We start from the raw sequence: 23,406 nt of genomic DNA on the forward strand, positions 1-23,406 counted from the left end.
ATTGATTTATGAATAATCCTCAAGGATCAGTAGATCATTCTAAAAATGACTACAGGACAATTGAGCAAACCATGGAAAAGCTTTCTGGCGGAACGAGAAGACTTGCAGCTCAGCTAACTACTTCAGCAAGTTTCGATTCTTTGTGGAATGTTTTAACAGATTATGATCGACTAAACTTATACATCCCAAATCTATTGTCAAGCAAAAAAATATATCAAAAGAAAAATAATGTCCACTTAAAACAAGTTGGGGCACAAGATTTTCTCGGAATGAAATTTTCAGCTGAAGTAACTATCGATTTATTTGAGGATAAAGAACTTGGCCTTTTAGAATTCAGTTTGATTAAAGGTGATTTCAGAAAATTTGAAGGCAGTTGGAAAATTCAAAATATTAAAGATACTTCAAAAAATTCATTAATCTATGACCTTACTGTTCAGGGTTGTCAGTGGATGCCCATAGGGATGATAGAGAAAAGACTAAAAAAGGATCTTTCAGAAAACTTAATAGCTGTCGATAGACAAGCAAAATCATCACAAAATTAGTTTATTTTTTTAGAAAATAGCCCCAAGGGGATTCGAACCCCTGTCGCCTCCGTGAAAGGGAGGTGTCCTAGGCCTCTAGACGATGGGGCCTGGAAGTTAGCATAACTGCTTATTAAAAATTAAGAGTAAAGCTAGCCTTTCGTCAAGTTTTGTTGCTCTTTGTTTTGTCCTTGCCACACAGGAACGGTGAAATGGAAGCATGAACCAACTCCCATCTCAGATACAACCCATATTCTGCCTCCATGGACCTCCACTATCCTTCTGCATACAGACAACCCTATCCCAAATCCTGAAGTTCCTTCAGAAGTCTGTGGGAGCCTGACTCTATCAAGAAAAATTCTTTTTTGTTCGCTTACAGGAATACCAGCTCCTTTGTCACAAACTGTTATTTCTACCCATTGATTGGTCTTGTGTATCATTGTAATTTTTATAGATCCAGAGTCTTTAGAAAATTTGATAGCATTTTCAATTAAATTTAAAAATACTTGCCTCATTCTTCTTTGATCTGCAAATACACTTGGCAAGTCAGATGGAATATCAGTATCAATTACAATTTTCCTTAGTCTCCAAAACTTTTCTAATTCGAGTATCACTTCAGCACTAATGTTTCCTAAATCAATTTTCTGAGGGTTAAATAATGCTTCCCATTTTGTTGTTCCAACTTCTAAAAGATCCTGAGATAATAGTTCAATTTCTTCTAATCTTCTTTTTATCACCTCTTGCAATTTTGAAATATTTATTTGTCCTAGCTTTTGACTTTGAACAGCTAAAGTAGCTGCCGTCAAGGGAGTTCTTAATTCATGCGCTACCATTCTTAATAATCTTTCCTGGGACTCTATTCTTTTTGTTAATGTCTCATTTTCTTGTCTTAAAACAAGAAGTTCGTCTTCTAGAAGAAATTCTTTTTGAGTTCTTATGGAATCAAGTTTGGATGGTTGCAAATTAATACCTAGATTTTTTGTCAAACCTTCCTGTGTCCACCTTGGCAACCATTTCTGCAACTGAGAGAAAATATTACTTCCAGCAAATATTTGCTTTGGAGATGGGGAAACTTTTATTAGAGCGGGAATAGCAACTAATCTATGTAACTCAAGTAATTCCGGTTGTTCAGTGGGCTCAGAGACCTGAAGAGAAATCTCAAATTCACAGTCATCTGATTCTAAATAAGCTATTACTGACTTAATATCACTACTAGAAAGTTGATTTCTGGCAGCTACAAGTATTAATTTTAGCTCTTTTTTATCATTCAAATGATTTCCCCTGAAGTGTTGAAAAGCTGTCAATCCTTATAAACACATTAAGATATTTTTTTTTATTCTACTAATAAGCTATGAAATAAATAGGACTTATTTATATATGGTTGTCATTAATCAAAAGAAAGATTTAAATTTTGGGAAAAATAATCATCCAGAAATTACTATAAATAGTAATTTAAAAAGATGGTTTTCCAGAAATATTGGGTTGTGGAAATCTAATAGAACTTACTTCCTTGATGAATCACAAAAAACTTATAATTTATGTATGAATATAAATATAGAAGCTCTTGAAAATGCCACCGAATGTGAGCATCACTATAAATTTACTTGGTATCCAGAAAAAAAATATAATTTCTTTGAGGAAAATCCTCAATATAAAGAACGAGGAGAAATGCGTGCATTTTTAAAGGGACATCAACTTATGAGGGAAAATTTTTATCTAAGTGATGATGAAGGAATTTCAAATATTAAGCAAGTAGATGAACACGAAATGATTTTTGAATCTTCTTACAAAGATTGGTACATTCTTGAACATACAAGACTAGTAGATTTGGATAAATATAGATTTAGGGTGATATACTCATGGAAAAACAATAAGCTAAAAATAGTAGAAAACCATCATGAAATTAAAATTATTAAGTGAAGAGTTTGAAAAATGAAAATGTAAATATGTAAGATGTTATTTTATTATTAAAGTCTTAATTAATGAGTACTAATTTTCGAAAAAAAAAGTTTTTTAATTTATTAAATATACCTTTACTTTTTTACTTAACTATTTGTGAAATAAATTTCTTAAACAAAAAACTATACGCGAATTCAAAACTTCCAGCTTCTAAAGAAGATGTATTTTTGTATAAACAAATAGGAGCTTCTTTCTTATGCAAATCTGTAAATGACAATATAGATTTTGACTTCAACAAAGCTTTTGCAGTTTCAACGTATACATTTGCGGAAGTTATTTTTTCCAAGCATGGCAACTTAATTAAAGAGGCAGGTAAAGAAAAATTAACTACACAAAGAGTACTTTATATTGGAGAGATTGAGATTCTAAATAGTGCAATAAAAATTTGTCCCAAAGAAATCCCCAATGATGTAAAGAAAAGATTTAAGGAAACTCTAAATAAATTAAAAAAACAAAAAAATAAAAAGAATTAATATCAAATAATTATCTAAACATTGAGCTAACTGAACTTTCTTCATGAATTCTCCAAATAGCCTCTCCCAGCATATTCGCAACTGATAGAACCTGTAACTGGGGAAAACTATTTTTAACCTCAACGGGAATACTATTAGTTACTATAACCTGCTCAAATAAATCCTTAGCACTTAATCTTTCACATGAAGGTGGAGAGAATACTGCATGCGAGGCACAAGCGAATATTCTTTTAGCACCCTCTTGTTTTAATAGGTTCGCTCCAGAACAAATTGTGCCTCCAGTATCTATCATATCGTCAATTAAGATAGCTGTTTTACCTCTAACTTCTCCAATTACTGTTAAGCTTTCAGCAACATTATGACCTGCTCTTCTTTTATCAATTATTGCTAGGGGAGCATCATTCATTTGTTTTGCAAATGCTCTTGCTCTAGCAACTCCCCCTACATCAGGAGAAACAACAACAACTTCTTTTAAATTTAAAGTTTCTAAATAATCTACTAAAACCGGTGAACCGTAAATATGATCACATGGAATGTCAAAATAACCTTGTATTTGAGCCGAATGCAAATCCATTGCTAGAACTCTATCGACTCCCGATTTCTCAAGTAAATTAGCAGTAAGTTTTGCGGTTATGGACTCTCTCCCCGAAGTCTTTCTATCTGCCCTCGCATATCCAAAATAAGGAATTACTGCTGTTATTTGCCTGGCAGATGCCCTCTTGCAGGCATCAACCATAATCATTAATTCCATTAAACTATCGTTTACTGGAGCGCTTGTAGGTTGTATTAGGAATACATCACAACCTCTAATTGATTGTTGAATCTGAACATAAAGTTCTCCATCTGCAAATCTTTTGGATATTAAGGGTACATTTTCTATCCCAAGGTATGATGCAATTTCTTCGGCTAATCTAGGATTGGTTGTTCCGCTTACAAGCCTTAATCTACTGTTTGTTAGATTAAAGTTCGATTCTTTATTTTGCACTGCCGTGATGAAACTTGTCACGAAATTAGCACTGTAAAACTATATCTTTATCGTAGTCGGTTCTGTGAATTTCGCAAAAGATAATGCCTAGATCTTTTCAAAAGTCACATCTCTTAAGCAAAAACTCAAAAAAGGTTGAATAAAATCATAATTAACTTTAAATTCCTTATGAAATTAATCAGAATTATTTGTCAAATAAAAAGAATTTGTATATCGTTGAATTTAAAGAATTAATAACAATTAAATTTTAAAGACTAAAGTTATAACTAAATTGATGGCTATTAAAACAATTCTTTCAAAAAAATCATTAGGTATACTTATGCATCCCACATCTATTCCAGGTGGGATAATATGTGGAACTTTTGGAAGAGGTGCTAAAGATTGGATAAAAAAGCTCCATAAATATGGGATTGAATACTGGCAATTTTTACCTCTTTCACCCACCGACTCTACAGGATCTCCATATAGTTCACCATCAAGTTTTGCCCTAAACCCATGGTTTCTTGATGTAGAAAATTTAATCGAGAAAGGTTTTATATTTATTATTAATAAAGAAGAATTAGAACTAATAAATCAGAAAAAAAATTATTTTGATTTTGATATTGCTGATGAATTAACAAAAAAATTAGGTCACCTTCTTTTAAAAGGTTGGAGTTCCCAATCTGAAGAGAGAAAACATAACTTTTATAAATGGCTTAGTAATAATTCTTGGGTTGAAGATTATGCAATATTTGTCGTTATTAGAGAGGAATTCAGTATGTTACCTTGGTGGGAATGGCCACATGAATTTAAAACAAAAAATAACAAGTTTTTAAAAACATGGACTAAGAAAAAAAAGGAAGAGATACTTATTAAAAAATTAATACAATGGCATTTAGATGAGCAATGGAGGGAAATTAAAAACTTTGCAAAATCATTTAATATTAAGCTTATAGGAGATTTGCCCTTTTACGTTTCTAGGGACAGCGTAGACGTATGGAGTAATAAATCTCTATTCTCAATATTTAAAAATGGAGACTTAATATTTCAGAGTGGGGTGCCACCTGATTATTTTTCATCAACAGGACAATTATGGGGTACCCCAACTTACTTTTGGTCAAAACATAAGAGGACAAATTTCAATTGGTGGAGGAAAAGATTTATCAGGCAATTTGAACTTGTAGATTTATTAAGATTCGATCATTTCAGAGGTTTAGGAGGTTACTGGAGAGTTAGTGGCAACTCTAAATCAGCAATGTTTGGCAAATGGATTAACTCCCCAGGTAGAACACTATTAAAAAAACTAAAAAAAGATTTAGGAGCTGACTACTTACCAATTATCGCGGAGGATCTGGGAGTTATAACACCAAATATAGAAAAATTAAGAAATGATTTTCAACTGCCTGGTATGAAGATATTACAATTCGCTTTTGATGGGAACGAAGATAACCCATATTTACCTAAGAATATTAAAGGAGAAAATTGGGTAGTTTATACTGGTACTCATGACAACTCTACTTCCATCTCATGGTGGGGGTTTTTAGACGAAGAATCTAAAAAAAGAATTAAAGATGAGTATAAATTTTCAGAAAATCCTTCTACGAGTTTAATTAAAATAGGAATGGAAACAAATGCTAATCTCTTCATCGCTCCAATACAAGATATATTATCTCTGGATGACTCAAGTAGATTAAATAAACCTGGTACTACAAAAAATAACTGGAGATGGAAGTTAGATCAAACTTTGGAAGAGATAGAAGACGATCTTAGAAAGTTTGGTGAACTAGGTAATAATTTTGGGAGAACAAGGAAATAGTTAATAATAGAAGCTTATTGATCAATAATCTTATTTTCAATATTTTGAATCTCAATAACATTCACATTTAAAATAAAGTATCTCTTTAACACAAAAATAGTTAGAACTAATATAAAAAAATACAAAAATGTTCCCTGCCAGGTATTTATAAGGTCAAATTTGCTGAAAAGAAAATCCCTTTTTTCTCTCTTAAAAGTTTCTCTTTTTCTAGTTGATAATTCAAGTAATGTATTTTTTTTAAATTCTAAACATTCCTCCAATTTAATTAATATAGATCTTATGAATGGATGATTTGGCCTGATATTTTCATTATTATTTTCAATAGAATCTATTGTTTGTATAGGAATTTTTGAAATAAATGACAATTCTTGTATAGTTAGTTTTTGTTTTATTCTTGCCTCTTTCACTAACTTCGCAATTTCTCCATAATTATCAAATTCCTCTTGATCCAAATGTTTCTTATTTTCAACTTTTTTATTAAACAAAAATATACTTCTCAAAATATCCATAATACTTGCTCAAACTTTTTGTTAAATGTTAATGTCTCCTCACCTTCAATAAGTTCATCAAGTGGAATATTAAAAAATTGAATTATACGGCTTCTCATTTTTTTAAAATAAGATCTTTGTTTAATTTAAATCAATTAACAAATTAAAAATAATTAGTTAATTACCTGAAATAAATAAAAAGCTAAACTGAAGTAATAATATTTTGAACCGCGCTTTTGGCAATATTTAAAGGGCTAAATGTATCTCTAATTAAAATAATAAGTTTTTTTGCATCACTAAGTTCTAATTTGTCATCTTTGATAAGGCTTAAAAGAAGATTCTTTCGAACTTCTGATCCTTGTTTACTAATAAATAATTTTAGTCCAGCATTGGCTACTGGTATAAGATCAGAATTAATATTCTCAGAATCCTTAAATAAAATATTTAATAAGCTTTCAACCTTCTCTATTTGAATTCGGCCTTCATTATCAAAAACAACTTCTAAAAGTATTTCTAAAATTTCCTCAGAATTATCGGTAAGAAGTTTTTTTGCAATGTAAGGATAGGCTATTTTTAAAATTTTAAATTCAGGATCTAGTCTTAGTGCCAAACCCTCTTGACTAACAACAGCTCTTATTATTAAGGCAAACCTACTAGGCACTCTAAATGGATAAGAGTACATAAGTTTTGAAAACTTATCAGTTACGTTTTTAAGATTAAAATTACCAACCTCAGCACTTAAGGAATCACCTAGAACTTCTTTTAATGGTGTGACAAGTTTTTGAAGGTCTTGATCTTTGGTTAAAAAACCTAACCTCTGAAAATCTTGTGCTAGAAGGTAATATTCTTCATTTATTATGTGAACAATTGCCTTTATAAGAGTAAGTCTATCTGAGTTTGTGATTTCATCCATCATTCCGAAATCAACATAAGCTAAATTCCCACAGTCTGAATCCCCCCCCTTCAGCGCAAACATATTTCCAGGATGTGGATCTGCATGAAAATATCCATATTCAAATAATTGCTGTAAGCCACTAATTACACAAGTTTTTATAAAAGAGGAAGGTATTAAGTTGTTTTGCTCCAACAAAGCCCGATCTCTTAACTTGACTCCATCAATCCAAGAGGTTGTAATAATCCTTTTAGATGAAAACTTTTTTTCAAATTTAGGTATAAAAACGTTAGGATTTTCCTTGAAAAAACCTGCAAACTTCAAAGCATTTTCACCCTCTTTTTCATAATCAATTTCATCAAAAAGAGCCTTACCAAATTCGTCTATAATTTCTCCAATTCCAACCCCAATATTTAATGGCAAAAATGGGGATAGAAAAGTTGCTAAAAACCTTAAGATCACTACATCTCGTCTTATTAGAAAATACAAATTGGGTCTCTGTACTTTTACAGCCAGATAATTATTATCTTTTTTGGCTTTATAGACTTGACCTAAGCTCGCTGACGCAATAGGGCTATCTGGGAACACATCAAATAATTTATTAGCTGGAGCTCCAAGTTCCTCCTCGATTATTTTTAAAGCAATTTTGTGTTCAAAGGGTGGGAGATTATCCTGTAAATTGGTTAGCTCTGCAAGCCAATCTTGTCTAACAAGATCCGGCCTAGTTGAAAGCGCCTGTCCTAATTTTATAAAACATGGCCCTAAATTTGTTATTACATCGAAAAGATATTTTGAGAGATTTTTCTGTACATTTTTATTTTTACTGTTACCTTGAAAAAGTATTCTTAAAAAAAGAAAAAAAATAGTTAAAAGGATATATAAAGCTCTTGGTATAAAAATCCATGGTCTCAAAATCAACCAAATTAAGTTTCCTGTTGCTGAATATTTTGTATAAGGACTCGTCATTAAAGTTTAAAAAATATCAAAAAAGGGTCTAATCAAACACATTCTATATCTGTCGATAATACTTTATGAGCATTTCATCTTTTCTAACTAAAAAGTTTTTAAAGTCACTTTTCTTTCCCGCGCATAATAGGGGAGAGGCGTTACCCAGGAAATTAGTAAAATTACTTAATAATCCACCTGGTCATTGGGACTTACCTGAACTACCAGAAATAGGCTCACCATTATCCAAAAGCGGATTAATTGCCAAATCACAAAGAGAATTCTCTGAAAAGTTTATGGTGAAAGGATGCTTTTTTGGAGTTAATGGAGCCTCGGGGTTAATACAATCTGCTTTGATTGCTATGGCGAATCCAGGAGAAGCTATTTTAATGCCTAGAAATGTTCATATAAGTGTCATAAAAACTTGTGCGATGCAAAACATAATTCCAATATTCTTTGACCTGGAATTTTCTTCAGAAACAGGTCATCACAAACCAATAACTAAGAATTGGTTGAAAAATATTTTTAAAAAAATTAATTTTAATGAGGAAAAAGTTGTAGGAGTTATTCTTGTAAGTCCCTCTTATCATGGTTATGCAGGAGATCTAGAACCATTAATAGATCTTTGTCATCAAAAAAAATTACCTGTTTTGGTTGACGAAGCCCATGGTTCTTATTTTCTTTTTTGTAAAAATCTTGATTTACCAAAATCTGCTTTATTATCTAACGCTGATTTAGTCATCCACTCATTACATAAGTCTCTTAACGGATTAACTCAAACAGCGGTGCTGTGGTACAAGGGAGATCTAGTTAATGAGCAAAATTTAATTAAAAGTATAAATTTGCTTCAAACTACCAGTCCAAGTTCCTTATTACTTTCTTCTTGTGAAGAATCTATAAAAGACTGGCTTAACAAAAAAAGTTTATCAAAATATCAAAAAAGAATTTTAGAAGCAAAAAGTATCTACAAGAAATTAATTAACAAGAATATCCCTCTTATTGAAACCCAAGATCCTTTAAAAATAATATTAAATACATCTAAGGTTGGTATTGATGGTTTCACAGCTGACAATTTTTTTTATAAAAATGGCCTTATTGCTGAATTGCCAGAAATGACATCCCTCACTTTTTGCTTAGGATTTGCAATTCAAAATGATTTTGTTAATTTATTTGAAAAGTTATGGAATAGATTACTATTACATTCCAAAAGAACAAAAAATATTAAAGTGTTGCAATCTCCCTTCAAGTTAGTTCAGAAACCAGAGATTGAAATTGGCATTGCTTGGAGAAGTAAAACTCAAAGTATTCCTTTCTCACAGTCATTAAATAAAATTTCTGGAGATATTATTTGTCCTTATCCTCCGGGGATACCTCTACTAGTTCCTGGAGAAAGGATAGACCTTGATAGGTTTAACTGGATAAAAAATCAAAGTGCATATAATAAAGATCTGGTAGATTTTAATATAGGAGTTATCTAAACTTAGAAATCTGATATGAGATTAAGAAGCGGATTACTTATAGGAATTTTTGGTTTAATTGTTGTTTTACTGGGAGGATGGTTTTTTACATTAGCAATTGCATTACTTACTTATTTAGCATTATTAGAGTTTTTTCGTATGGCTGAATTTAAAGGGATAAAACCAGCAACAAAAACTACATTATTTTCATGCTTAGTAATTATAGTTACTACTTATCTTGAGACCATAGGTTTGCTTGAAGGTGAGATATCAAATTCAATTTTACCTGTCTGTTCAGTTGGAATATGCACATGGTTACTTTTACAACCAAAATCTGGAACGATTTCAGATATCGCAGCCTCAATTTTTGGTTTATTTTATTTGGGTTTCCTACCCAGCTACTGGATTAAGTTAAGAGGATTAGAATCAGTTGTATTAAGTTCAAATCAAAATTTTATTTCTCTTGAAAGTTTGTCAAATACTAGAGGACTTCATTTAACTTTAACTTCTTGTTTTTTAATTGTTGCTAGTGATATTGGATCTTATTTTATTGGGAAGTCATTTGGCAAAAGATCCCTGTCTCCAATCTCTCCAAGCAAGACGATAGAGGGTTTAATTGGTGGAATAGCTTGCTCAATTTTACTTGCAATTTTCTTTGCATTTTTACTTAATTGGGAGAATCCATTAATGTTTGGAATCTTATATGGAATTTTAATTTCTCTTATGGCATTAGTTGGAGATTTAATTGAATCAATGATGAAAAGAGACGCAAAAATAAAAGATTCGGGAACTTTTTTACCAGGACATGGAGGTATTCTTGATCGAATTGACAGCTACATCTTTACTCCATCTGTTTTATATTACATCTTTATAATTCTCAAGTATCTTAATTAAGAAATCACTTAATTACAAAAATAATCTTGAATTATTTTACTGGACAATGAGGGTAAATCAATATGTGGAAGATGCCCACAATTTTGCAAACCTACAAAATTTAATTTTTTAATTTTTTTTATATTTTTAATCTCTTTTTTACCAAGAATACGGTCATTTTCTCCGCAAATAGTTTTAATTGGGATATTTTGAATGTAATTATTAGTGCCGGCAAAACCTCCACTTTTTGCAAATGATGCAAGTGAATTCCTCCATCCCCTACAACCTAAATGAATTGAAGCAATTTGCTCTTCCATTGCACCAACACATTCATCTGGATAAGCAAATGCTTGCCTACAAAGACTTCTTCTAACTTGCGGCAATCCTAGAAATGAGGCCCCAATTTGGTTAAGAGGGAAAGGAATATTCTTTGGTTTTCCAAACAAACCGGCAGGAGATAAAAGAATAATTTTTTCAATAGAATTCGGAATGTCAAAAGCAAGTTGTAGAGCTGTTGATCCTCCCATAGAGGCTCCAATAATTTTGAGATTATTAGTAATTTGAAGAGTCTCAAGTATATCAACTAAATATGAAATTATTTTGGAAGGATTGTATTCATTTGAAGCGCATCTAGGACTAAAACCAAAACCTAGTAAGTCAGGAATTATAACCTTGAAATTCTTTTTTAAAGATTTATATATTCTCCTAAACTCTAGAAAACTACTATCAAAACCATGTAGTAAAAGGATAGGTTCGCCTTCTCCTCCGATGACAACAGGGAATTTAAGAGAGTTCCAATTTTCACCAAGTTTTATCCACTTTACATCATTTGCCAAATTAATACCTAATGGATCCAATAGAGACAATTTGGCATTATCAAAAAAAGCAATGTTCAAATCACTAAATTTTTCAAAATCAGTTTTAGTCAAAAACTTACTATATTTTGATCTTTGGTTTTTCAAAAGTAGCAATTACCTGAACAATATCCTTTTTACTAATATCAAAGGGCAAGAAGTGAATCTCGGATTTATCTCTACAAGTGAAATCAGCAATTTTCTCTAAATTGTTGTTTTCAAAAACATTTATGCCTAATTGTGCAATAGTAGTTGGTAAATGCAAAACTTCCATTAGCTTCAGCAATTGTTTAATTGATTGATTAGCTAATTTATTATTATTTTTCATTTCTTCAAGTTTTAGTTGCAATAATAAACCGACTCCAACAATCTCTCCATGAAAGAATTTATTAGGAGTAATTATCTGAGTAATTGCATTATGAAGAGCATGTGCCGCAGCTGTCCTACATTTTTCTCCACCAATTCCTCCAACTAGTCCTGCAGTAAGTCCACAAGCTTCAATTGTATTACTCCAAGAATAATTATTTTTTATTTCATCTTTAAATGCTTTTTCTCCATCTATAAGTAGTTGATCTCTCAGAACTCTAGATATTTGAATCGCTTGTTGAACAAGGCCATCATTAATTGTTGAACTAGTTATTGAGGATTCATACCATTTTGCCAAAGCATCTGCTATGCCACTTGCAAGCGTTCTTGATGGGGCTGTTTGAATAAATTTATGATCAAATACCAGAACTTTTGGACAAGCACTTAAAGCAACATCCTTGATGAATTGGCCATTTTTTGTATATATGTTTGATAAAGCAGTCCAGCCTGCGCATGTAGATGCACTAAGAGGCACTGTAATAGATGGAATATCAAGACTCTCTGCGATGTATTTTCCAGAATCAAGAACTTTTCCCCCACCCGCTGCTATCACAGAATCATGTTTATTTTTTAAAACTATATTTTTAACTCTTGAGATATCTTCATAACAACAATCAAAATGTAGACAAGCAGTCCCAGGTTTAAGTTTTTTATTTTCTAAATCACTAAAAATTTTGTTTCTCAGTTTTTGGGTAGAGGAGCTTCTCCCTAAAATCAAAGGGGCTTTAGAGAATGAAGAAATGTGAGGTAAAGCTTTCTCCCAAGCATCATTCCCCCTGAATATGATTTCTGGAGAGATTGACTGCATATTTAAGCTAATTATTAAAAGTTAGCACTTGCCAACTCCTGTGAAGACTCTTCGTTGGAGATATTAATTGTAACTTTTTTATTATCATCTATATCAACTAAAGCCTTATCACCATCTTTTATTCTTCCAGAAAGAACTTCTTCAGCCAAACTATCTTCTAGTAAACGCATAACAGCTCTTCTCAACGGTCTTGCGCCGTAAGAAGGATTATAGCCCTCTTCTACAAGTCTTTCTTTAAAAGCATCGGTTACATTTAACTTAATACCTTTATCTTGTAATCTGGCAAAAACTTCTTGTAACATTATATCAGCAATTTCTTTAACCTCATTTTTATTTAGTTGCCTGAATACAATTATCTCATCAAGTCTATTTAAAAATTCAGGTCTAAAGTATTGCTTTAGTTCTTCATTAACGAGTGATTTTATTCTATTGTATTGACTATCTTCAACAGAATTACCAGAAAACTCAAAGCCTAAACCACCTCCTCCTTTTTCGATAACTTTAGAGCCAATATTAGATGTCATAATTAACAAAGTATTTTTAAAGTCAACAGTTCTACCCTTGGAATCTGTTAATCTACCATCTTCTAGTAGTTGCAATAATAGATTGAATACATCTGGATGAGCCTTCTCTACTTCATCAAAAAGGACAACAGTATATGGACGTCTTCTAACAGCCTCAGTAAGCTGGCCACCTTCATTAAAACCAACATAACCTGGAGGAGAGCCTATAAGTTTACTAACAGTATGTCTTTCCATGAATTCTGACATATCAAGTCTAATCATTGCCTCCTCACTGCCAAAGAAATATGAAGCTAATGACTTAGTCAACTCAGTTTTTCCTACACCAGTAGGACCTGAAAAGATAAAACTTGCAATAGGCCTGTTAGGATTTTTTAGTCCAACCCTAGCTCTTCGAATGGCTCTTGAAACAGCCTTTACAGCCTCGTCTTGCCCTATTAGTCGTTGGTGAAGTGTCTCCTCCATATTAAGAAGCTTGACTGATTCAGTTTCTGTTAATTTCTGAACAGGCACACCTGTCCATGATGCAACGATGTGTGCTACATCTTCTTCACATACAAGGGGGCTTGATAAAAATTTTGAATCATTTTTAGTTAAGTCAGCATTAGTATCAGAATTAGATTTTTCTTCACTTGTCGATTCTTTTTTACTTTCAAGTACTTCTTTTATTTTCGCTGATAATTCCATCTCTTTTTCTCTTAATTGTCCAGCCTGATCAAAGTTTTGGTCTCTTACAGATTCTTCTTTTTGTTTTTGAATTTGCCTTAATTCTTTATCTATTTGTTTAGCTTCAGGGGGGAGTTTAGAATTAATTAAACGAACTCTGCTACCTGCCTCATCAATAAGATCTATAGCCTTATCTGGTAAAAATCTATCAGAAATGTAACGATCACCGAGATGAGCCGCTGCTTCTAAAGCATCATCAGTGATTTTAAGGCGATGATGTTGTTCGTAACGTTCTCTAAGACCTTTTAAAATTTCAATTGTATCTTCAATAGAAGGCTCACCAACCATGACAGGTTGGAATCTTCTTTCAAGGGCGGCATCTCTTTCAATATGTTTTCTATATTCATCAAGTGTTGTTGCTCCAATACATTGAAGTTCTCCTCTGGCTAAAGCTGGCTTTAAAATATTTGCAGCGTCTATAGCTCCTTCAGCCGCTCCGGCACCAATTAAAGTATGCACTTCGTCAATAACAAGAATCACATTACCTGCAGATTTAATTTCTTCCATTATTTTTTTTAGTCTTTCTTCGAATTCACCCCTATATTTTGTTCCTGCTACCAAAAGTCCTATGTCAAGAGTTAAAACTCTCTTATCTTCAAGAATATCAGGGATATCACCTAACTGTATTCTTTGAGCTAAACCTTCTGCAATTGCTGTTTTACCAACACCTGGCTCTCCGATGAGTACAGGATTATTTTTTGTCCTTCTTCCTAATATTTGGACTACCCGATCAATTTCTGAATGACGGCCAACTACTGGATCTAATTTTGATTCACTAGCTAACTTTGTTAAGTTTGTTCCAAATTCATCAAGGGTAGCTGTTTTTTGATTTCCTTTACTTGAATTCGCTCCACTGCCAACATCAGCTGTTTCGCCTAACATTCTGATAACTTGTGTTCTTACTTTTGTGAGATCAATACTCAGATTCTCAAGGACTCTAGCAGCTACACCTTCACCTTCTCTGATTAGTCCTAATAATAGATGCTCAGTTCCGATATAGTTGTGACCTAGTTGACGAGCTTCTTCAAGAGATAATTCTAAAACCCTTTTAGCCCTTGGTGTGAAAGGTATTTCGACAGCGACAAAACCCGAACCTCTTCCAATTATTTTTTCTACTTCAATTCTTGAGTCTTTTAAGTTAACACCTAGTGATTTAAGGACCTTTGCTGCAACACCAGTCCCTTCTCCAATTAAGCCTAGGAGAATTTGTTCTGTTCCAACGAAATTATGGCCAAGTCTTCTAGCTTCCTCTTGGGCAAGCATTATGACCTTAATAGCCTTTTCTGTAAATCTTTCGAACATTAGAAGACCGAATTCCTACTAATAACCTACCAGTAATATGTCAATTTTGTGTTCAGAATGAGCTTTTGTGAATACCCAAAAAGGTAATTTATTTATTTAAACCCAACTTTTTTGGTGGTATAGCAGTAAATTATAGTAATTTCAAGCATTCTGGTTATCCGCACAATATGTATTTATAAATCCTTTTGCTGTTAATTTTTTTTCTTTTAAAAGAGCATCTGAACCATCTCTATAATAATTTTTTCTTATTCCCACGGTAAAAAAATCAAACCGACTATAAAATTTTTCAGCAGAAAAATTGCTCTTAGAGACTTCTAATATTAATTTTTTTACATTTATTTTTTCGCATAACTCTATTAAGTAGCTCATAAGATCAGATCCAAAACCTTTATTTCTAAAATCATTCAATACTGAAAAATAATTAATTTGTGCCTCATCCAGAACAACTTGAAGAACACAAATTCCTACTAATTGATTTCCAAATGACAATCCAAAGACTTTTGTACCCTCTTTTTTAAATTCGTTAGCCCATTGTTTTTTGTTCCACAATGAAATCGTATTTGAATCTAATTCATAACATAAGTCAACATCTTTCTCATTTATTTGTTTAATAGATATCATTTTATAGTAGACAAATACTTAAATATTTAAATTAAAGTCATTATAAAATATGGCAGTTTTAACCCCTTTGTAATTCCCATGGAAGAAAAAAAATCCTTCTTAAAAAACAAGATAGACTCTAAAAGTCCAAATAAAAATATAGTTCCGATAACTACATCAATTGGAAGTGATGGGAAATTATCAGTTGGTGGATGTTCTATTGAAGAGTTAGTAAAAAAATATGATTCTCCACTTTACATTTTGGATGAAATCACACTAAGAAATTCTTGTAGAGCGTATAAAAAAGCCCTAGAAAAATATTACCCAGGCAATTCACTACCCATATACGCTTCAAAGGCTAATAGTTCTATCTTCATGAGTAATCTTGTTTCCTCAGAAGGTTTAGGACTTGATGCTGTTTCTGAAGGGGAATTATTAACGGCTCTAAAAGGTGGGGTTCCAAATGAAAAAATTGTTTTTCATGGAAACAATAAATCAGATAAAGAAATAGAGTTCGCGGTAAAAAATAATATTAAAGTAATTGTAGATAATGACTATGATTTAAAAAGATTAGAGGAAATTTCAAATTCATTAAATCATCAATTAGAAATAATGATTCGCTTTACTCCTGGCATAGAATGTCACACACATGAGTATATAAGGACAGGATCCTTTGACAGCAAATTTGGTTTTGGAATTGAATATTTGAATGTTTTATTTGCCAGCATCAAAGATGCTAAACATCTAAAGTTAAAAGGATTACATGCTCATATTGGTTCCCAGATTTTTGAATTAGAACCTCATGAGGATCTTGGTGAAATAATGGTAAATGTCATTTTAGAAGCCAGAAAGTTTGGCCACAATATTGAGGAACTTAATGTGGGGGGAGGTTTAGGTATCAAATATACAGAAAGTGATGATCCACCTTCAATTGATGAATGGGTCAAAACAATTTCATCTTCTGTTGTTGAGGCTTGCAAAAAAAACAACTTGGATCTTCCTACTTTAATGTGTGAGCCTGGTAGATCTATAGTATCTACAGCAGGTATTACGATTTACAAAATTGGAGCATTTAAAAAAATTCCTGGGATCAGAACATATTTATCTGTTGATGGCGGGATGAGTGATAATCCAAGACCAATAACATATCAATCAAATTACTCCGCATGTTTAGTAAGTAATCCATTGAATATTAACTCCAAAAATAAATATACTATTGCTGGTAAGCATTGCGAATCAGGAGATGTACTATTTAAAGAAATAGAATTAGCAAATTGCAAAACAGGTGATCTTATCTGTGTTTTTGGAACTGGTGCCTACAATAATTCAATGAGTTCTAATTACAATAGGATTCCTAGACCTGCTGCTCTCTTAGTTTGTGATGGGGAAGCAGAGATTATTCAAAAAAGAGAAAGTCCATTAGATCTATTGAAATATGATGTATTACCGGATCGCTTTATTAAACAAAATTAGGTACATTTAAATTAATTTTGTTTTTAATGTGAATTTCTGGGGGTTTATAAATTTAAAGTTTTTATTAGATGTCTTATTTGCTCTCGGCTTTGGTCTTTTGTTATTTTCTAGAGTAAAAGAACAGAGAACGTTATGGCTCTTGAGGGGATATTTGTTTTTAGTTTCAACCGCCTGGTTCATACAAAGATATGCCTATCTTCCTTTAACATCAAAATTAATTGATGCTGTAGTTCTCGCTTGTTCTCTTTCCTTAGCAATTCTTTGGCAAGGAGAACTACGGAGATTAATGGAATTATTAGGCACTGGTAGGCTAGCTGTATTACTAGGAAATCCACCAAAAGAATTTAGAGCCACTTCAACAACTATTACTCAATTAGTTGATACTGCCGGTAAACTTTCTCAAAACAGGAGAGGGGCATTAATAGTTGTTGATTTGGGCAGTGACTTGAGACCTGAAGATTTTCTATATTCAGGAACAAATATTGAAGCACAATTATCAACTGACCTTCTAATAAATCTTTTTGCAACAGATACCCCATTACATGATGGAGCAGTTCTTGTTAAAGGTAACAAAATAATATCTGCCGGCGTAATACTTCCTCTCTCAAGGCAAGGAATTAGTAGATACGGTACAAGACATTTAGCAGCATTAGGAATTACAGAAAGATTTGACAGGTGTATTTGTATTGTTGTTTCTGAAGAGACAGGTACGTTATCCTTAGCGAACCAAGGAAAACTTGAAAGACCAATTACCAGTAGTAGATTGCAAGAACTTCTTGTGAATTTGATTGGTAATCAAAACACCATAGGAACAAGTAAATCAGCGTTAAGTAAAAATACTTTATCCCAAAAGACAATTTCAAGTGATAATACTATCAGTAATATGAATGAAAAAGATTCCAATAAATCAGAAATCATTATTAACAAAAAGGATTAACTAATGAGCTTAGGAAAAATAATTGACAAGACAAATAATGACTTATCTAGAAGGATAGATAAGCAGAAAGTTCCAGAACATGTAGCAATAATTATGGACGGGAATGGGAGATGGGCCACCAAAAGAGGTTTACCTCGTTCATTTGGACACAACAAAGGTGTTAGCGTACTAAAAGAGATTATTAAGGCATCTAAAAAGTTAGGTTGTAAGGTACTTACTGTTTATGCTTTTTCGACTGAAAATTGGACACGGCCAACAAAAGAAGTTAACTTTCTCATAAATCTTTTTAGCGAAGTTTTGAGAAACGAAATAGAAGAAATCCATCAAGAATCTATAAAAATTAAATTCATAGGAGATATAACCCCTTTCCCAAAGACTTTAAAAGAAATAATCTACAGTTCAGAATCTCTAACAATTAATAATAGTTCTTTTTTATTAAATGTTTGTGTTAACTACGGAGGAAGACAAGAAATAGTAAAAGTTGCAAAAGAACTAGTATTAAAATCTTCTTCTGGAGAAATAAAACCAAGTGAAGTTAATGAAGAATTATTTAATTCGAAGCTATTAACTAAGGGTATTAAGGATCCAGAATTACTAATAAGAACTAGTGGAGAGAAAAGGATTAGTAATTTTCTTTTATGGCAGTTAGCTTATTCAGAAATTTATATATCTGACGTTCTATGGCCTGACTTCAATGAGTTCGAATTTCTGAAAGCAATAATTGATTACCAATCAAGGAATAGACGTTTCGGCGGTATAGAATCATTACCAAATGAATCTTTTGAAGATTCTCAATTTTCTTCCTAACAAAAAATGACTAATTTGGATAATCATTTTAATAGTAAAATTAGGTTCGATTGGGAAAAAGAGGAGATATTGGAAATACTTAATATGCCTCTGATTGATTTAATGTGGGAATCACAAATAGTTCATAGAAAATTTAATAACTATAAAGTTCAATTAGCATCATTGTTCAGCGTAAAAACTGGTGGATGCGAGGAAAATTGCTCATACTGTAGCCAATCAATTTATAGTGCTAGCGAAATCAAAAGTCACCCACAGTTACAAGTTGAAGAGGTTTTAGCAAGAGCTCAAACTGCGAAAAAAGAGGGTGCAGATAGATTTTGTATGGGTTGGGCATGGAGAGAGATTAGAGATGGGAAATCTTTTGATGCAATGTTAAAAATGGTTAGCGGTGTAAGAGATTTAGGAATGGAAGCATGCGTTACTGCTGGAATGCTTACAGAAGAACAAGCTTCAAGACTCGCCGATGCAGGTTTGACCGCGTATAACCACAATCTTGATACTAGTCCTGAGCACTATAAAAATATTATTACAACTAGAACTTATCAAGACAGACTAGATACCATCAAAAGAGTAAGGAATGCAGGAATAAATGTTTGTTGTGGAGGAATTATAGGTTTGGGTGAAACCAATAGCGATAGAGCATCTCTTTTGAAAGTGCTTTCAAACATGAATCCGCACCCTGAAAGTGTCCCTATAAATTCATTAGTAGCTATTGAAGGTACTGGTTTAGAAGATAATCAAGAAATCGACTCTATTGAGATGATAAGGATGATAGCTACAGCAAGAATTCTTATGCCTAAAAGCAAAATAAGATTAAGTGCAGGACGAGAAAAGCTATCAAAAGAGGCCCAAATTTTATGTTTTCAATGCGGGGCAAATTCAATTTTTTACGGAGATGAGTTACTCACAACTTCTAATCCATCTTTTCAATCAGATAGAAAACTTCTTAAGGAGGTTGGAGTATCATTTAACAAAGATTTTGAGACTTCTGAAAGAACATTATCTTCTCTATGAAAGGCAAAAATTATAAAATAGTTTCTCTTTATTCTTTTTTTCCATTTCAAGAAAATTTTATTCTTGATCTCAAAAATAAATTATTAGAAATCGAAAATGATAACGATCTTTCAGGATTATTAATTTTTGCAGGTGAGGGTATTAATGGAACTATTTGTGCTGAGAAAAATGTGATTGATATAGTTATCAATTTACTTAGCAAATATACAGATAATAGAAATTTGAATATCAAAGTAAACTTTTCAAAAAAAAAGGTATTCAAAAAATTAAAAATAAAAATCAAAAAAGAAATAGTTACGATGGGCATCAATGGAATAAACCCTTCACAAGATAATGGGACTTATATTGATTCAACTGATTGGAATAAGTTAATTAAAAATAAAAATACAATTGTCATTGATACTAGAAATCATTACGAAGTTTCTATAGGAACATTTCAGAATTCTATAAATCCAAATACAAGAAACTTTAGTGAATTCCCCGGATGGGTTGATGATCATTTAGATAATTATTTAGAAAATAAACAATCTACAAATATAGCAATGTTTTGTACTGGAGGTATCAGATGTGAAAAAGCTACTAGTTTGTTGAAAAAGAAAGGTTATAAAAATATTTATCATCTTCAAGGGGGCATCCTTCAATACCTTGATGATATACCAAAAGAAGAAAACTTATTTGAAGGTGAATGTTATGTTTTTGATAAAAGAGTTGCTTTAGATCAAGAATTAGAAAAAGGCTCCTACTCAATTTGTCATGCATGCGGAATGCCAGTTTCAATTCTAGATCAAGAAAGAAAAGAATATAGAAAGGGTATCCAATGTCATTTCTGCATAGACCAATTTAGTGATGATGATAGAAAAAGATTTGAAGAAAGACAAAAACAAATTGATAGATTAAAAGTGGAAAATCATAAAATCTATAAGGACTAATTTTCAAAATCATGAAAGTTGAAGAATTGGAAAAGTTAGCAGGAACCATTGGATTATTAATTAAAATTCAAGTTAGAGAAACTCTCGGATTATGTTTCTTTAGAATCGTTATAGCAGAACAGAAAGATAACATAATTAAGATTTGGGCCGAAATGAAAGGTTGGACTTATCTAAATAAAAAAGGTATTCAACTTGATACATTAAGAATCCTTAGTAAAGCGCCTGTTTTTGTTTCGGAATTAATATGGGCAACAACTATGGCTTGGGCAATTGAAAAAAAATCAAGCAACAAAGTAAGACTTTTAGCTATTTTTGATAGTGAAGGATATAGTAAAAAACTTGTAAGATATTTCAAATTAATAGGATTCAAAATTGTAAAAGAAGTTGGTTCTAGCCCATTAGATCTTTTATTAAGATTGGTTTGGGGAGGTGCAGGTACACTCATGAACGGGGAATGTATTTCCATATTGAAAAAAATTGAAAAAAAACTGTCTTTAATTTAAGAAAGTTAACCCGCATGATAACTACTTCTAACTAATGGGCCAGAAGATACTTTTTTGAATCCTAATTCCTTAGAGAAGCGATATAAATATTCAAACTCTGATGGATCCCAATATTTCTCAACTGCCAAATGATTTAATGAGGGCCTTAAATATTGGCCAATTGTAATTTGATCACAATCTATTTTTTTAAGATCATAAATTGTATTTTTTATTTCATCCAATGTTTCCCCAAGACCTAACATAATGCCTGATTTGGTTTGAATATGAGGAGCAATATCTTTTGACTTTTTTAGCAAGGTAAGGGATTTTTTGTAATTCGCACCCCTTCTAACTTCTTTTTGAAGTCTTTCAACAGTTTCAAGATTATGATTAAAGCATATTGGATCTTTTTCTAAAATCATCTTCAATCTCTCAGTCTGAAGGTTATTAGTTTCATAAAAATTTTTGCCTCCACCCCATAAATCAGGAGTTAAAACCTCTATTTTTATTGTTGAATCAATTTTTCTAATCTCATCAATTGTTGATATAAATAAATTTGCACCATGATCAGGGAGATCGTCTCTAGCTACAGATGTCAAAACAACATATTTCAAATTTAGTACTTTCACTGCTTCAGCGACTTGAGTACATTCATCAATATTGATAGAACTAGGTCTACCTTTATTTACCTGACAAAAAGCACATGAACGAGAACATATCGATCCGCCCAGTAAGAAAGTGGCTGTTCCTGAGGCATAACATTCTGCTCTATTTGGACATCTTGCTTCTTCACAAATAGTATGAATATTTGATTTTTTGATGAGCGTTTGTATTTTTTCGGATTCTGAAGCTTTACTAATAGGAAATTTAATCCAAGAGGGAAGTCTTAAGATTTTTTCTTTCTTGATTAGATTATTGTCTCTCATTGTCTAATTTAGTTTTGTTCTTCCCTCTAACGCCCTTGCAAGTGTAACTTCATCCACATATTCAAGTTCACTACCCATTGGGAGGCCATATGCAATCCTCGTAACTTTAGTAAAAGAGGCTAACAATTTCCCAATATAAAGACTTGTTGTATCTCCCTCAACACTGGGGGGCAATGCCAATATGATCTCATCTATTTCAGACTTACTAACTCTCTCTACCAAGCTTCTTATCTCTAAGAGTTCGGGTCCAACAGAATCCATTGGGGATATTAAACCACCAATAACGTGGTAAACACCTTTAAATTCTCTGGCGCGCTCCAAAGCAAGCAGATCTTTGGTTTCTGCCACTACACAGATTAGTTTTTGATTTCTTTCAGTATTTTTACAAATTTCACACTCATCTTCTGAAGTCAAATTGAAACATTTTTTGCAACGACCAACATTACTATGCGCTTCTATAAGAGCCTTTGAAAAATCTCTTATTGTACTTTCAGGTTGTTTTAAAATAAACAGGGCTAATCGTTGCGCTGTTCTTGGACCAATCCCTGGGAATTTCTCAAAATGACCAATTAATTTTGAAAGCGGTTTGGTATAAGTAATCAAAATCAAACTATTTCTAGGGATAATTTAGACGCAAAATTCTGAATTGCCATAATTGTTTGCTTTTAATGTCTTATTATGTTTTTAGTTAGTAATTTCAAACAAAATGAAAAATATTAAATTTAACCCTTTCAAATATTTATTTTTGATTTTTTTGTGTTTAACACTGAGTGCTTGTAGTGGCGGACTTAATGCGGGATTAGAAGCTTATCAAAGTTCAGATGGAAGATATGCCTTTTTGTATCCAACAGGATGGACTAGAGTAAAAGTCGATGGAGGACCTGAAATTATTTATCATGATCTAATAAATAGTAATGAAACCTTAAGTTTAGTTATTTCTGATGTAAATAAAGAGGTTCAATTAGAGCAATTAGGAAGTCCAAGTGAAGTAGGTCAAACATTAATCGATAAAGTCATTGCTCCGAAGGGTTCAGGTAGAGAAGTGAAACTTATAAATGCCAATAAGAGGGAGGCATCCAATCATATTTTCTATGATTTAGAATATGAATTAAATTTAAATGAACAGGCCAGACACGAATTGGCTACTGTCGTAATTGATAGAGGAACACTTTACACTTTCGCTGTGGGAACAAATGAAGAGAGATGGAATAAAGTTGACGGTATGTTTAGTAATGTAATTGAATCATTTAACTTTTTAATATAGTTCAGAAAT

23 protein-coding genes and 1 tRNA gene are annotated in these 23,406 nt (G+C 32.1%); 13 read left to right on the plus strand and 11 right to left on the minus strand.

The annotated features are described in order from the left end of the window. The first annotated feature begins 8 nt into the window (after positions 1–8). A complete protein-coding gene (locus tag JJ847_08065) occupies positions 9–542 on the plus strand; it encodes an oligoketide cyclase (protein MBO6960841.1) in 534 nt (177 codons plus the stop codon). A gap of 17 nt (positions 543–559) precedes the next feature. On the opposite strand, the gene JJ847_08070 is transcribed toward JJ847_08065, so the two are convergent. Together JJ847_08070 and JJ847_08075 are read right to left on the minus strand one after the other, a co-directional pair. After that, positions 560–632 (minus strand) — tRNA-Glu (locus JJ847_08070). 41 nt (positions 633–673) lie between these two features. Next, entirely contained in the window at positions 674–1,792 is a 1,119-nt protein-coding gene (locus JJ847_08075) for a histidine kinase (GenBank protein MBO6960842.1), read from the minus strand. A 106-nt stretch (positions 1,793–1,898) separates the two neighbouring features. Between JJ847_08075 and JJ847_08080 the strand changes: the two genes are divergently transcribed. After that, entirely contained in the window at positions 1,899–2,441 is a 543-nt protein-coding gene (locus tag JJ847_08080) for a hypothetical protein (protein ID MBO6960843.1), read from the plus strand. Between the two features lie 62 nt (positions 2,442–2,503). Beyond that, a complete protein-coding gene (locus tag JJ847_08085) occupies positions 2,504–2,953 on the plus strand; it encodes a Villin headpiece domain-containing protein (GenBank protein ID MBO6960844.1) in 450 nt (149 codons plus the stop codon). A 10-nt stretch (positions 2,954–2,963) separates the two neighbouring features. Here JJ847_08085 and JJ847_08090 read toward each other — a convergent pair whose 3' ends face one another. After that, entirely contained in the window at positions 2,964–3,959 is a 996-nt protein-coding gene (locus tag JJ847_08090) for a ribose-phosphate pyrophosphokinase (protein ID MBO6960845.1), read from the minus strand. A 253-nt stretch (positions 3,960–4,212) separates the two neighbouring features. On the opposite strand from JJ847_08090, the gene malQ reads away from it, so the two are divergent. Further along, complete coding sequence (gene malQ / locus JJ847_08095) at positions 4,213–5,733, plus strand: 4-alpha-glucanotransferase (protein ID MBO6960846.1); 1,521 nt, start codon at positions 4,213–4,215, stop codon at positions 5,731–5,733. Positions 5,734–5,747: 14 nt separating this feature from the next. Here the strand turns inward: malQ and JJ847_08100 are convergent, their stop codons facing one another. Continuing rightward, a complete protein-coding gene (locus JJ847_08100; protein ID MBO6960847.1) occupies positions 5,748–6,242 on the minus strand; it encodes a helix-turn-helix domain-containing protein in 495 nt (164 codons plus the stop codon). A 181-nt stretch (positions 6,243–6,423) separates the two neighbouring features. After that, complete coding sequence (locus tag JJ847_08105; protein ID MBO6960848.1) at positions 6,424–8,079, minus strand: AarF/ABC1/UbiB kinase family protein; 1,656 nt, start codon at positions 8,077–8,079, stop codon at positions 6,424–6,426. A 65-nt stretch (positions 8,080–8,144) separates the two neighbouring features. Here JJ847_08105 and JJ847_08110 point away from each other — a divergent pair, with 65 nt between their 5' ends. Both JJ847_08110 and JJ847_08115 read left to right on the plus strand, forming a co-directional pair. Then, entirely contained in the window at positions 8,145–9,536 is a 1,392-nt protein-coding gene (locus tag JJ847_08110) for an aminotransferase class I/II-fold pyridoxal phosphate-dependent enzyme (GenBank protein ID MBO6960849.1), read from the plus strand. A 15-nt stretch (positions 9,537–9,551) separates the two neighbouring features. Then, positions 9,552–10,409: a phosphatidate cytidylyltransferase gene (locus JJ847_08115; protein ID MBO6960850.1), complete on the plus strand. Its 858-nt coding sequence runs from the start codon at positions 9,552–9,554 to the stop codon at positions 10,407–10,409. A gap of 8 nt (positions 10,410–10,417) precedes the next feature. Here JJ847_08115 and JJ847_08120 read toward each other — a convergent pair whose 3' ends face one another. From JJ847_08120 to rimI, 4 genes are all read right to left on the minus strand, one after another. Continuing rightward, positions 10,418–11,317, minus strand: coding sequence for an alpha/beta hydrolase (locus tag JJ847_08120; protein ID MBO6960851.1), 900 nt, complete (start codon positions 11,315–11,317; stop codon positions 10,418–10,420). Positions 11,318–11,324: 7 nt separating this feature from the next. Further along, positions 11,325–12,416 (minus strand): iron-containing alcohol dehydrogenase family protein, encoded by a 1,092-nt coding sequence (locus tag JJ847_08125; protein MBO6960852.1) that lies wholly within the window; start codon positions 12,414–12,416, stop codon positions 11,325–11,327. 14 nt (positions 12,417–12,430) lie between these two features. Then, entirely contained in the window at positions 12,431–14,965 is a 2,535-nt protein-coding gene (locus JJ847_08130) for an ATP-dependent Clp protease ATP-binding subunit (protein ID MBO6960853.1), read from the minus strand. 141 nt (positions 14,966–15,106) lie between these two features. Continuing rightward, positions 15,107–15,586, minus strand: coding sequence for a ribosomal protein S18-alanine N-acetyltransferase (rimI, locus tag JJ847_08135; protein ID MBO6960854.1), 480 nt, complete (start codon positions 15,584–15,586; stop codon positions 15,107–15,109). A gap of 78 nt (positions 15,587–15,664) precedes the next feature. Here rimI and lysA point away from each other — a divergent pair, with 78 nt between their 5' ends. The 6 genes from lysA to JJ847_08165 are packed head-to-tail and all read left to right on the plus strand — an operon-like array spanning position 15,665 to position 21,228. Next, positions 15,665–17,038: a diaminopimelate decarboxylase gene (lysA, locus tag JJ847_08140; protein ID MBO6960855.1), complete on the plus strand. Its 1,374-nt coding sequence runs from the start codon at positions 15,665–15,667 to the stop codon at positions 17,036–17,038. Positions 17,039–17,066: 28 nt separating this feature from the next. After that, positions 17,067–17,975: a TIGR00159 family protein gene (locus JJ847_08145; GenBank protein ID MBO6960856.1), complete on the plus strand. Its 909-nt coding sequence runs from the start codon at positions 17,067–17,069 to the stop codon at positions 17,973–17,975. Positions 17,976–17,978: 3 nt separating this feature from the next. Then, entirely contained in the window at positions 17,979–18,782 is an 804-nt protein-coding gene (locus tag JJ847_08150) for an isoprenyl transferase (protein ID MBO6960857.1), read from the plus strand. Positions 18,783–18,788: 6 nt separating this feature from the next. Further along, positions 18,789–19,796, plus strand: coding sequence for a biotin synthase BioB (gene bioB / locus JJ847_08155; GenBank protein MBO6960858.1), 1,008 nt, complete (start codon positions 18,789–18,791; stop codon positions 19,794–19,796). Next, positions 19,793–20,725, plus strand: coding sequence for a rhodanese-related sulfurtransferase (locus JJ847_08160; protein ID MBO6960859.1), 933 nt, complete (start codon positions 19,793–19,795; stop codon positions 20,723–20,725). The genes bioB and JJ847_08160 overlap by 4 nt, the downstream gene beginning before the upstream one ends. Before the next feature lie 11 nt (positions 20,726–20,736). After that, complete coding sequence (locus tag JJ847_08165) at positions 20,737–21,228, plus strand: hypothetical protein (protein ID MBO6960860.1); 492 nt, start codon at positions 20,737–20,739, stop codon at positions 21,226–21,228. A 5-nt stretch (positions 21,229–21,233) separates the two neighbouring features. Here JJ847_08165 and lipA read toward each other — a convergent pair whose 3' ends face one another. Together lipA and recR are read right to left on the minus strand one after the other, a co-directional pair. Then, positions 21,234–22,133: a lipoyl synthase gene (gene lipA, locus JJ847_08170; protein ID MBO6960861.1), complete on the minus strand. Its 900-nt coding sequence runs from the start codon at positions 22,131–22,133 to the stop codon at positions 21,234–21,236. Between the two features lie 3 nt (positions 22,134–22,136). Beyond that, the gene (gene recR / locus JJ847_08175) at positions 22,137–22,736 is read right to left on the minus strand and encodes a recombination protein RecR (GenBank protein ID MBO6960862.1); all 600 of its coding nucleotides are present in this window, start codon (positions 22,734–22,736) and stop codon (positions 22,137–22,139) included. A gap of 103 nt (positions 22,737–22,839) precedes the next feature. Here recR and JJ847_08180 point away from each other — a divergent pair, with 103 nt between their 5' ends. Further along, positions 22,840–23,397 carry a photosystem II reaction center PsbP family protein gene (locus JJ847_08180; GenBank protein MBO6960863.1) on the plus strand — a complete coding sequence of 186 codons (558 nt, stop codon included), beginning with the start codon at positions 22,840–22,842 and terminating at the stop codon, positions 23,395–23,397. Positions 23,398–23,406 lie beyond the last annotated feature (9 nt).

This window comes from Prochlorococcus marinus CUG1438 (assembly GCA_017644325.1).
Lineage (GTDB): Bacteria > Cyanobacteriota > Cyanobacteriia > PCC-6307 > Cyanobiaceae > Prochlorococcus_A > Prochlorococcus_A marinus_AA.